Annotated in this window: 8 protein-coding genes and 3 pseudogenes; 4 read left to right on the plus strand and 7 right to left on the minus strand. The window is 57.7% G+C overall.

All coding sequences use genetic code 11. The features are described 5' to 3' along the window. Positions 1 to 16: 16 nt before the first annotated feature. The 7 genes and pseudogenes from BUB29_RS10300 to BUB29_RS03530 all read right to left on the minus strand — a co-directional run. Positions 17 to 199, minus strand: a pseudogene (locus BUB29_RS10300) (acyltransferase family protein); the annotation flags it as partial. Then, on the minus strand, positions 196 to 1,410 hold the full coding sequence (locus BUB29_RS03505; protein WP_033521756.1) for an oligosaccharide flippase family protein: 1,215 nt from the start codon (positions 1,408 to 1,410) through the stop codon (positions 196 to 198). The gene BUB29_RS03505 and the pseudogene BUB29_RS10300, both read right to left, overlap by 4 nt. Positions 1,411 to 1,519: 109 nt before the next feature. After that, positions 1,520 to 2,365, minus strand: coding sequence for a nitroreductase family protein (locus BUB29_RS03510; RefSeq protein ID WP_234945683.1), 846 nt, complete (start codon positions 2,363 to 2,365; stop codon positions 1,520 to 1,522). 214 nt (positions 2,366 to 2,579) lie between these two features. Continuing rightward, the gene (locus BUB29_RS03515; protein ID WP_033521752.1) at positions 2,580 to 3,683 is read right to left on the minus strand and encodes a polysaccharide pyruvyl transferase family protein; all 1,104 of its coding nucleotides are present in this window, start codon (positions 3,681 to 3,683) and stop codon (positions 2,580 to 2,582) included. Then, a complete protein-coding gene (locus BUB29_RS03520) occupies positions 3,680 to 4,750 on the minus strand; it encodes a glycosyltransferase family 2 protein (protein ID WP_051914854.1) in 1,071 nt (356 codons plus the stop codon). Before BUB29_RS03520 ends, BUB29_RS03515 begins: the two co-directional genes overlap by 4 nt. Beyond that, positions 4,686 to 5,975, minus strand: a complete 1,290-nt coding sequence (locus BUB29_RS03525; protein ID WP_156098181.1) for a hypothetical protein — start codon at positions 5,973 to 5,975, stop codon at positions 4,686 to 4,688. The genes BUB29_RS03520 and BUB29_RS03525 overlap by 65 nt, the downstream gene beginning before the upstream one ends. Before the next feature lie 31 nt (positions 5,976 to 6,006). Further along, the gene (locus BUB29_RS03530) at positions 6,007 to 6,804 is read right to left on the minus strand and encodes a DUF4422 domain-containing protein (protein WP_234945684.1); all 798 of its coding nucleotides are present in this window, start codon (positions 6,802 to 6,804) and stop codon (positions 6,007 to 6,009) included. A gap of 679 nt (positions 6,805 to 7,483) precedes the next feature. On the opposite strand from BUB29_RS03530, the gene BUB29_RS03535 reads away from it, so the two are divergent. The 4 genes and pseudogenes from BUB29_RS03535 to BUB29_RS09515 form a co-directional block, all read left to right on the plus strand. Next, the gene (locus tag BUB29_RS03535; RefSeq protein ID WP_051914856.1) at positions 7,484 to 8,164 is read left to right on the plus strand and encodes an IS21 family transposase; all 681 of its coding nucleotides are present in this window, start codon (positions 7,484 to 7,486) and stop codon (positions 8,162 to 8,164) included. A 163-nt stretch (positions 8,165 to 8,327) separates the two neighbouring features. Continuing rightward, a pseudogene (gene istA, locus BUB29_RS03540) lies at positions 8,328 to 9,787 on the plus strand (IS21 family transposase). Between the two features lie 62 nt (positions 9,788 to 9,849). Next, positions 9,850 to 10,554 (plus strand): IS21-like element helper ATPase IstB, encoded by a 705-nt coding sequence (istB, locus tag BUB29_RS03545; protein ID WP_407640910.1) that lies wholly within the window; start codon positions 9,850 to 9,852, stop codon positions 10,552 to 10,554. A 54-nt stretch (positions 10,555 to 10,608) separates the two neighbouring features. Further along, positions 10,609 to 11,203, plus strand: a pseudogene (locus tag BUB29_RS09515) (ISL3 family transposase); the annotation flags it as partial. Positions 11,204 to 11,254: the final 51 nt, after the last annotated feature.

An 11,254-nucleotide genomic window follows, 5' to 3' on the forward strand; every position in this document is an offset into this window, starting at 1 on the left:
GCCCCCTCCTACTGAACGTGAGCCCCCCCAGTAGGAAGAACAAGGGCATATGGAACAGGTATATCGCGTCGATGGGCGCGTCCAATGCGGGCAGCCACACGCTTTCGCCGTCACCGTTCCTGATGTGTCCGAAACTGACCAGTACGATGCCGACACCCTTGGCTACGTCGATCCACTCGACTCGTTTGGAACCACTCATTTCGCTTCCTGTTCCGCTAAGTTCCTAAATTTCATGAACGCGACGAAGCGCACGATGAAGGTCGTGATATTGGTGCTGGAGAACACCACGCACACCGTCAACGGTGTGATGTTCCCGGCCAGCCACAGGACCGCGCAGGCCGTAAGATTCACGATCGTACTGACCATGATCGCCGCGTTCGCCCAAGTCGCCTTCCCGATCGGCGAGAGCGCTGGATAGCCAAACATGAAACTGAAATATCCGAAGAACACGCCGACCATCAGTATCCGTAGGAACCCGCCCGCGCTGGCGTACTGTCCGCCGAGAATCAGCACGCACAACGGCGTTGCCAGCACTTCCACCAGCACACACGCGAGGAACCAGAGAATGCCGCCCCGCAACACTATGCGGTAGAACAGCCTGTAGTCCTTCTTGTTGACCATCGACGGGTAGAGTGCGTCGCCGAGCGGCGGAATCATCTGCTCTCCGGCGGACGACAACCTGGTCGCGCCGGAGTACAGGCCCATCTCCACGGATTCGGGGCTGTAGCGCATGCCGAGGAAGATGGATCCCAATGATCCGTTGATGCTCACGGATATGCGGGATATGAAGAACCAGAAGCTGTCTTTCAACGCTTCCAGCATTTCCCTCATGGTGGTGCCGGTCGCCTTCAAACCGTCGCGTTTGAGCAGGGAGAACGCCCACAGGAGCGCGATGGTATCGAATACGATCATCGAGACGGGATATGTGATCAGAGTGTCGTCGCTCTTCACGAACAACAGCGTCGCCACCAGGATTCCGGATTTCGCGAACACCGCGCGGATGGTGATGTCCTTCATGCGTTCGATGCCCCTGAAGTAGGCGTCCGGAAGCAGTGCTTTGGCGATCGAGTCCACGAAGAACAGCAGGATGATTACGAAATGGCCGCGGAGCATGTTCACGAACGTCGCGCATGCCAGGAACACGGCCGACGCGCCGCATGCCAGCAACAGCTTGGTGTACGTCATCGTCGAGATGGTTCGGGACATTTTTGCTTTGTCGTCGCGATGCACGGAGATGGTCGCGGTGGTTGACAGCTGGAAACCGTACTCCACCACCATCTGGAACACCAGGCAGAACGACGTCGCGAATCCGATCACGCCGAACTTCTCCACGCTGAGCACGCGTGACAGGTACGGCAGGAGCAACAGTCCGATCAGATAGTTCGAAAACGTGAGAGCGTATAGGAACAACGCATTCTTAAAAATACGCGAATATGATTTGTTATTCGTAGCCTTCATTGTCTTTAGGTTAACTCATCTAGCTAATGTTTTAGATTCGTGCGTAAGAAATCAGCAGTTCCTATTTGATGACTGTCGTGATTTGATTTCCTGTATAACGAACAGATGCGCATGTGCGAGTTTCCTCAAGGAAGTTGCCGACCTCAATGTACATGACTGGCACTTCGTTATCAGGGAGATTCAGAAGTTTGCGGGTATCCTTATCTGCTTTTGCCGTGAACATGGTGTTCAGAGGGCAGGAAGCAAGTCCTAAGGATTCAAGCGACAAAAGAAGGGACATACCAAAAAGTCCGCCGTCAGTGAACCCCTCATTCCGTTCATAGGATGTGATGAACGATCGCAGGTCGGAAGTAATGAGAATAAGGGCAGGGGGTTCCGCATATCCTCCCACTCCTCCTTGGATAGCCAAAGCCTTAGTGATGATTTCAGGGTTTAGGATCAGATGAACTCGAGTTGGTTGTCTGTTGCAGACGGACGGTGTCCTCATAGCCATGTCAATGGCTTGCTTGATGAGATTAATATCTACTGGCTCATCGGAAAACTCTCGTACCGAATGACGGTGTTCATTAAGTTGAGCGTAAGGTAGGAGCGAGTTGTTAGCTTTTGTTGACCGTCGGATGACGATGCTTCCCCCGCGTGATGGATTTGCGGACTTAATATGATTCCATTGCTCTTTGGTGAAAAGACTTTTTTGCCATGAGATATCCTTGCCCGCGCGAATATGACGTTCCATGTACTCATGTAGTGCTGACATCGACTCTTGAAATACGGTGTTTTCCTCATAGTTGCTGTCGGCTAGCTCTAAGCTCTTGAGCATGGCTGGAAGTGCGAGAAACACTTTGCGTCCAAAGCCATATCGAAAATCGCCATGGCTGAGTCCTTTTTCTATCTGATGGCTCAGGAACATGATTCGTGTTTCCAACTGTGTGAGCTCGGTAGAGGCAACACGGGAGTAGTTTCGGTTATATCGATGTGCCTGAAGAACGGAGTCTTTGTAAAGATGAAGCGTTTGCCGTAGATTTCGTATTGCTGACGCTATAGGACGCGGGACGCACGCGTGAAACACTGCCCTGAGCTTCTCACTCATTTGAATCCTCCAATTAAGTGTGAGTGATGAATAATCATTGTTTGTTTGCGAGTACTGCTTGCTGCATGTTGGCGAGGTATTCGTCGACCCTCGTGCGCTCTGCGTCGAGTATTCGTTCGACCTTGGCGAAGTCCACATGCCGATTAATCACGTCGAAGTCGTCATATCCGTCTACATGGCACTGCTCGGAGTCCACGAGCTTCAGGAACTCGGAAAGCCTTCCGGAATACTGGCCCGGGTAGATGCAGATTGGCTCGGTTCCCATGTTCATGGAGAATGCGGTCGCGTGGAATGAGTCAGTCAGCACGTATTTCGCGTTGTCCACAAGGGAAACGAAATCGAGGATTTCAGGTACTACGAGGCTTTTGCCGTTCCGGAATACTTGATCCACGCGGGTGCAGAATCGGTAGATAGGCAGACCTGTTCTGCGTGACAGTTCATCCGCATACCCGTCGAACTCTTTGCTGCGGTTCAGATTGTAGATAAGGATGTAGTCGCCTTTAACCCGCGGTCTCGTGGCGATGGAACGCCAGAACGATGCCGGCATCGCCAGCGTGGGGTCGACGATTTGCACAGCGTTGTGGTATCCGTACTGATCGTTCAGAATATCAACGCCGCTCTGCTCTCGTACGGAGATCATGTCGAAACGATCAATGTACTTCTTCGACTGGTTGACTTCGTTCTCGTCGAGATGGCTTCGGCCGAAGCTGGACGCATACGCGTACTTGGGTTTTCCGTCAGGGGCAAAGTCCAGATAGAAGCATGGAATGACTCCCTTGTTCCATTCGGAATTCCACACTTGGTCACTGCCGGAAACGTACACGTCAGCGAAATCGTTGAAGTTTTTGAAATCCGATTCGCTGAGATACGTCTTTTCCGTGAGGTTCAGATATTCGCTGCGGAAGCCGTCGAACACTTTCTTCCATAGCAAGTAGGTTGGCAGGAACGCCAGGGCCTTCACCGGATTGCCCTTGGCGAAGGAGTCGACTAGGCCCTTACCATACGTATCGGGACGTCGATAGTCGATGAGAACGACGTTGTCGAAATACTGCTTCAGCTTCTCTTGCGTGGCGTATGCCTGAAGCTGTGTGCCATAGTTGTCGACTTGATGGAGCGTGATCACCGCCGCTGTTGTCATGATTGTTCCTTTCCTGTCGTGTCGGGTGTTCCGGTCGGACCGGCCACAGTCCTGTTTCGTTTGGCCTCGTAGTAGCGACTCCAGATGGCGCGATAGCACCAGAAGCCGGGAAGCAGGGCGAGAATACCGAGCTTGTCGCGCTTCGACGCCCTGCGATCGCATAGCACGGTTGGTGCAACCGAGAGGACCTCCCGGCGCAGTCTTCGGGCGAGGTCCTTGTCATGATGACCAGTGTTGACCATCTGGGAAAGCGTGGAGAGGCGCACGTACGCCCGCTTCTCAGCTGCGGCCGTTTTAAGGTCGGGATAGTGCTCGCACACCCATGCGGCCATCCGGTCGCCGGCGAGCACGAGGTCCAGCTTGCTGTCCTTCCAGGTGGTGCCGTTCGCGATGGACGTGTAGCGCTGCGCGTAGTGGTATTGGGGTGTCATGTCTGCCGCGACCCTGTCGCATTCCTGCGTGATCAGGTATGTAGTGGCGGTGTCCTCATACAAGAGTCCCTCCGGATACCGTATCTGCTTGAACAGGTCGAGCCGGTACAGCTTATTCCATGCGGTCACGTCCCACAGGCCGTTGCGACACAGGCTCTCAACTGCTTGCGCACGGTCGAGCGTCGTGCGCGTGTGGGCGGGGTCCTTGTCGTCCTCGTTGTCCGGCGTGTAGGAGACGAAATGGCCGCACTGCGCCGCGTCCGCGCCGGACGCCTCCAGCGTCTCGAGCATGGACTCGACGTATCCGGGCTCGACCCAGTCGTCGGAGTCCACGAACGCTATGTATCGTCCGCGCGAGGGTTCTTCGATTGAGAACACGTGGTCGATTCCCGTGTTACGGGCAGCTGAGAGCCCGCCATTCGTCCTGTGGAGACTGGTGACGCGCGGGTCTTGTTCTGCGTATCGGTCGCATATTGCGGGGCAGTCGTCTGTGGACCCGTCGTCGACCAGGACGATTCGTACATCCTCGTATGTCTGTGCGAGCAGTGAGTCGACGCATCGGGATAGCAGGTCAGAGACGTTGTAGACCGGCACCACGATGTTGACGGGTCCCCGACCCGTGGACGCGTTGCGCATCAGTTCCGCCTTTCGTATTCGTTTCCGCGTAGACAAGGAAAATGGACACCAACAAAATCGAGAATCCCGTGTACGTGACGGCGGACACGTAGATGAGTGCCAAATACAACACCGTCGCAATAAGATATTTCGTCTGACGTTTTCCGAGCATTATGAAAACAGCCAGAAGAATCGGCATGAAATACCAAAAGAAAAAGAGAATGCCGCCCTGCTGAAGCACGTTCGAGAAAACACTTGTATTAAACCCGGCAACGCCAATAGCGTCGGATTTGAATCCTTGTCCGAACAGAGGAGAATTCAGGAAATCAGACATTCCCGTACTGAAATTCGCGTTGCGGTCGGCGATGCTTCCAACATCGGCTGTTTGCTTTGTCTGGTACATGTCGATGACGAAGTAGCCGAGTATGGGAACACACACTACGATGAACAACCACCGGAAGACGGCGTTCATCGATTTGCTCGTCAGCACGTAGGCTCCTGCAGCCAGCAACACGATGATGTAGCCGGTCGTGGACACCGTGCAATATATCGCGACGGATATCACCGCTATCTTCAGGTAACTTACCTTCCGTTCGGAGATGAAAAGCATAATGATGAGCGTCGCGCACAACATGAAACTGCACATCGGCGCTTCGGTGAAGATGCTTGTGTATCTGCCGTTACGGAACGCGTGATAAGGAGAACCTTGCGGATTGAACAGCAGGAAAAACCAAGATGATGCAACGTGTGCTCCACCCCAAGAGTAGACTATTCTACCCAAAGGCTTCACGATGTGCAGCACTTGTCCTGTGGAATACAGCACGAGACCAATGCAAGTGATGACGAACATGACGTCGGCAACGTTGTCTAATATTCTCTTGATTCCCAGATGGTAGACGCAAATGCAGCACACCGAGAAAAACCCGACGAAAAGAATCACGATAAGAAGCAATGCCGAAAAGTTAATCGCCTTACGTAGAAATAAAATCTGCAGAACCGGAATGCTGGTGAACAACAGGCCGAAAATGCTTATTTTTTGCACCAACGATTTCGGTATGTGCGTTTTGCGTTTCAGATAAACGAGGAAGCATCCCAATCCCAGCATGCAGGCGTTGAACAGTATGCCAATGGGAGCTCCAGCCATTTTCACATAGATGGTCTGCATCGTCAGGACTATGGAGGCGGTAAGAGCGATGCCGACGTTACGTTCCAAAGGCGCTAGACGCGTGATCTTCTTGGAAGACATGCTCCTGCCGGAGCGTTTCGTGTTTTGCATGTCAGAAACTCTTCGCGTATTTCCTGCCGGCGAACTTGGCCATGAGAAATCCCGCGCCCTTTTCCCACCAGTCGGTCGGTTCCGGGCTGGTAAGGGGCAATTCGACGACACCCTGTCCGTTTGTTTTGAGCCACACGTCCAGCAGGAGCTCGCTGACCCTACCGGGATAACGTTTCTCGAATGGGGTGTATGCCGAGGCGTCGATCCGTTTAGTCAATTCGTCGATCAGCGGGAAGAGCCATGCGCAGTACGCGTCGAATAAGTCGGCGCGCATGACGAACATGTTGAACATGTGGCCGCCAGTAGAGGCCATGCACTTGTCGAACATGGGAACGTATTCGAGAGCCTTCGACGCGAGAATGCCCCTCATAACGTCCAGATGGGATCCATCGAGCGTGTGCGCATAGTGCGAGCGCATCGTCTCGATATAGTAGTTTCGCCTACAGGGCACGACTACGCCGGTCTTTTTCAGCGCTTCCCTAATCTCCTTGCCGGATGCGATTCGAACGAACCGGTCTTTTTGCAGTCGGTTCGCGAGACTGGGGGACGCAAACAGCCTGCGGTAGTGGACGAGGCCCTTGTAGTTGGCGTCGCAGTTCCTCCACATCCAGTACAGGGCCGTCAGTTCAGAATAGCTTGCGTTGAGGGGCGAGATGTTATCGCCCTCGTTGTCTCCCTGAATGTCGGGTAGCACGTCCGGGTGCAGAGCTGCCCCGACGTGGAGCGGCAGGTAGGCCGGGTCGCCGGGCGTGCGGTACGGCTTGTGCATTGCGACTGCTATGCGGATCGACTCGCTCAAATCCCACGGACCTCCGTAACGGTCTCGGAAAGCGGAGTGCAGACGGCGTGCCCGCCAAAGCCGACACAACGGCCGTTATCGGCTCTTTTTGTAATCGATCGACCTGTGGTCGGCATGCGAGTCCCGTCCTTCTCTCTCTAGCACCCCGGCAGAACAGCCTTTGATCATGGTATGCATACCCGTACACAAACGTGATAAGCACCCCCTATAAAAAGGCAATTCCGCTATTGTCTGCACAGACGATTCTCACACCCCCCGGAGACATAATCGGCCCCCGTCTCATAGATAAAACGCAGTTTTTGAATATTGCTTGTTTTGAGGCCATCGTTATTGCAGGAGAAGGCCAATCGCACTTTTTGACGATTATTGCAGTTCAATGCCATCGTTATTGCGTATCGAGGCCACCGCTTGTCAGGCTCCTTTCACCATGCGAGGCACGTGTGGTGAAAGGAAGCTGCCAACATGGCAAGGAAAACCAAGGCCAAGGCGATACCCCGCCTGAACGACCAGAACCTGTCCGGCAGGGCGATAGCCAGATCTCCGGGAATCGCGAGACAGAGCGTGGCCGAGGTGCCGTCCGCCCCGGCCGCCGCGGGAATCGCCTATCCGGACGTGGCCGCGAATCCTGACGACGAGGTGTATTCGATGCCGTTCCCCGGCAAGGGGCGAACGGGAAAGCGTGTACGAACAGCCCGACTGGGCCGGGATTCACCGCGAGCTCGCCCGCGTCGGCGTGACGCTGCGCATCCTGCATGGCGAGTACGCCGATGAATGCGCCAGCGCCGGCAGACCGCGCATGGGTTGCGACCGTTTCCGCAAGCAGCACGCCGCGTATGCGGCGAGGACCGGTGTGACGAGTGGGGTCGAGCACAGGGCCGGACGGGCCATCGAGGTCGACCGGGCCGGCAAGACCATACGGATCGTCGACCCGGTCACGGGCGACGGGTCCAGGGCGTACCTGTTCGTCGGCGTGCCGCCGATCGGCCGGTACGCGTCCGTGGAGCCGACGCCCGACATGGGCCAGAACGCGTGGCCGCGGTGCCACGTCGCGATGCACGAATGGTTCGGAGGCTCCACACCGCGGCTGGCGTGCGACAGCCTCAGGACCGGAGTGGTCAGCCATCCGCGCGAAGGCGAGGTCGTGCTCGACGACGCGTACCGTTCCATGGCCGAGCATCATTCCGCCGCGGTGATACCGGGGCGCGTGCGCAGGCCGAAGGACAAGCCGTCCGCGGAGAACACGGCATGGCACGCGACCATGGCGCTGGCCGGCGTGATGTGCGACCGCTCTTTCGGATCGCTGGACGAACTGCGCGCCGCCGTCCGCGCATGGCTGGACGAGTTGTGTGTGATCGAATAAAGGTGTTCACTGTCGGCACTTGTTCCTGAACACCCTGAGCGTTCAATTTGGACGGTGTCGGCGGTGATGGCGCCGGTGGAATGAGAACACCGGCATCGTCCGGTTCCTTGGTAGATTCCCGAGTGCCTGTCAACCAAACTGATGGTTCCCGGGAGGAAAGGAAATGACGACACCGGTGTGTGTCCGACAGCGTATCAGGCAGCTCGACCGCCAGGGCTTGAGCCACAGGGAGATATCGCGGAAACTCGGCGTATCGCGCACGACCGTGGTCAGGTACGCCAACCATGGGGATTATTCGCCCAGGCCATCGAATGCCGCCCGACCGGGCAGGTCGCTGGTCGACGATGGGTACGCGGCCGTCGTGGATGGCTGGCCGGCCGCGGATCTGCGCATGCCCGTCAAGCAGCGCCACACCGCGACGCGCGTGTACGAGCGGCTCGTGGCGGAGTGCGGGTTCACGGGCTCGTATTCGTCGGTGCAGCGCTGGGTCAAGCGCTGGCGGCGGGAGCATCGCATGGAGTCGGACGGCTTCGCCGAGTTGGAGTGGGCGCCGGGAAGCGCGCAGGTCGATTTCGGCCAGGCCAGGGCCGTGATCGCCGGAGTCGAACGCGTGGTGCATTTCCTGGTGGTGTCGTTCCCGTATTCGAACATGCGCTGGGTGGTCGCCCTTCCCGGCGAGACCTCGGAGCGCGTGTGCCAGGGTTTGCTGTGGATCTTCGAGCGCATGGGCATGGCGCCTAGGGTGGTGGTGTTCGACAACGCCACCGGCGTGGGCCATCGCAGGCCGGACGGCACGGCCGCCCGGACCCGCTTGTTCTCCCTGTTCTGCGCGCATTACGGGTTCGAGCCGCGGCTCCGCGACCCGTATTCCGGCCACGGGAAGGGCAGTGTGGAGAACGCCGTCGGCTTCGTCAGGCGCAACCTGATGGTGCCGATGCCGTCGGCCGAGAGCTTCCAAACGCTGACGCGCGTGTGGCTTGACGAGTGCGAACGCGTCGCCGGATCGGATCACTACCGGCATGGTGTTCCGGTGATCGAACTGTTCGAGGCGGAGAAGGACCACATGCTTCCATTGCCCGGCGTGCGGTTCGACCCGTGCGACTGGAGGAGCGTGAAGGCCGACAAGACCGGCGCTGTCACGATCGACGCGAACCGGTATCTGGCCGGACCGAAATGGCGTTCCATGCGCCTGCAGGCCGGGGTGCGCGTCTTCGAGATCGAACTGCGGGCCCCGACGGCGAAACGATCACCACGCTGGAGAGGATTTGGGGCCATTCGGCGAAAACCCAGGTGGATCCGGCGAGCCTGCTCGCGATCATCGCGCGAAAGCCCCGCATATGGGGCGAAAGCCCGATCAGGAACGATTTCCCCGAAACCGTGCGAGTCCTGCTCGACCGCATGGACGCACGCACGCGCTCCAATCTGCTCGACGACATCCGAGCCGTTGCCGCCGACTGCGGGTTCGCCGCCACGGTCAAAGCGGTGGAAACCGTCATCAACGCGGGACGGACCGTCGACCGCGCGGCGATCGGCACATGTGCCAAACGCATCCTCGAGGGTGCGGGAACCGAAGGCGGGCAGGATTTGAAGCGTTACGACAAATGCATGAAGGAGGCCGAATGAGCCAGCAAAAACCGCGGCAGCGCGGCGGCCGCGTTCTTGGCAAGGCCACGCCGGAACAGGTCATGGGCCTCGCCCGCAACCTGCCGTTGACACACAGCGTGCTCGAGAAGGCCCTGGAGGACGCCACGCCCGGCCAGCTCGGCTTCCTGGCCAACCTGTTCGAGAAGGAGAACGCGAGCCGGGCCGAATCCAAACGGCGGCGGCTGCTCAAACAGGCCGGGTTCCCCCAGAGCAAGACCCTGGGGGGATACGACCGGGGCATGGCCTCGTTCCCCGCCGACTGGGGCCGCGAACAGCTGGAAAGCCTGGAATTCGTCGACCGGGCCGAGGACCTCGTGCTCTACGGCGACGTCGGCTGCGGCAAGACCCACCTGGCCATCGCGATCGGCATGCTCGCATGCCAACGCATGATACCCGTGAGGTTCTTCACCGCCTCCAGCCTGGTCATGCGCTTGAGGAAAGCCAAGGACGACAACAGATTGGACGCCGAGCTCAAGTCGATAGGCAAGGCCGGGCTGGTCATCATCGACGAATTGGGCTACCTGCCCATCGACATCGACGGGGCCCGCCTCCTGTTCCAGGTCATCGCGGACAGCTACGAGACCCGCAGCATCATCTTCACCTCGAACCTCGAGTCCGGCAGATGGGGCGACGTGTTCGGCGACGGGGACATGGCCGCCGCGGTCATCGACCGCATCGTCCACCACGGCAGGATCCTCCGCTTCCACGGCGAATCCTACCGGAACAAACACTCCCTCATGAGATAAACCAAACAAACAACAAAACAAGGGACCAGCCGTCGACGGCGTTCAACTTGAACGCCGAAGGTGTTCAGATTAAGTGCTGAAAGCGTCCACCTCGATTTGACGAAATACAAGGGCATCCGCGAGCACCTGCCCTACGTGCATAGGATCATCGACAAGTTCCACGTCATCAAGCACGCCAACGAGGCCGTCGACAAGGTCAGGAAGGCCGAGGCCAGGGACAGGCCGGTGCTGAGGAACACGAAGTACGTGTGGCTCAGGAACGAGGCGGGCCTGACGGATCCGCAGCTGGAGGTCAAGCGCAATCTGGCGAAACAACGGTTGAAGACCGCACGGGCGTGCGGGATGCGCGAGACCCTGCAGGACATCTACGCCGACAGCGCCAGCCGGATGGAGGCGGAGGCGGGGTTCAAGTCGTTGTGCTCGTGGATGATGCGTTCCCGGTTGGAACCGATGAAGGCCCTCGCCAGACAGTTCCGCCGGTGCTGGGACGAACTTCGACCGACCATACACGAACGCGATCCTCGAATGGCTCAACAGCATCATCCAACACGTCAAGGCCCGCGCCCGCGGCTTCAGGAACATGGACCACTTCTCCACCATGATCTACCCGACCTGCGGCAAACTCGACCTCAAAACAGTCACCGCCTGACCGGATTTACCCACACCAAACAGCGAAAGGCCATAATTATTCATTATTGTG

The organism is Bifidobacterium merycicum DSM 6492 (genome assembly GCF_900129045.1).
Taxonomy (GTDB): domain Bacteria; phylum Actinomycetota; class Actinomycetes; order Actinomycetales; family Bifidobacteriaceae; genus Bifidobacterium; species Bifidobacterium merycicum.

Coding starts and splice junctions, on each gene's coding strand:
- BUB29_RS03510 (WP_234945683.1), bottom strand. CDS start 2,365: ATGTTCCTGAGCCATCAGATAGAAAAAGGACTCAGCCATGGCGATTTT.
- BUB29_RS03515 (WP_033521752.1), bottom strand. CDS start 3,683: ATGACAACAGCGGCGGTGATCACGCTCCATCAAGTCGACAACTATGGC.
- BUB29_RS03520 (WP_051914854.1), bottom strand. CDS start 4,750: ATGCGCAACGCGTCCACGGGTCGGGGACCCGTCAACATCGTGGTGCCG.
- BUB29_RS03525 (WP_156098181.1), bottom strand. CDS start 5,975: ATGTCTTCCAAGAAGATCACGCGTCTAGCGCCTTTGGAACGTAACGTC.
- istB (WP_407640910.1), top strand. CDS start 9,850: ATGGGCCTCGCCCGCAACCTGCCGTTGACACACAGCGTGCTCGAGAAG.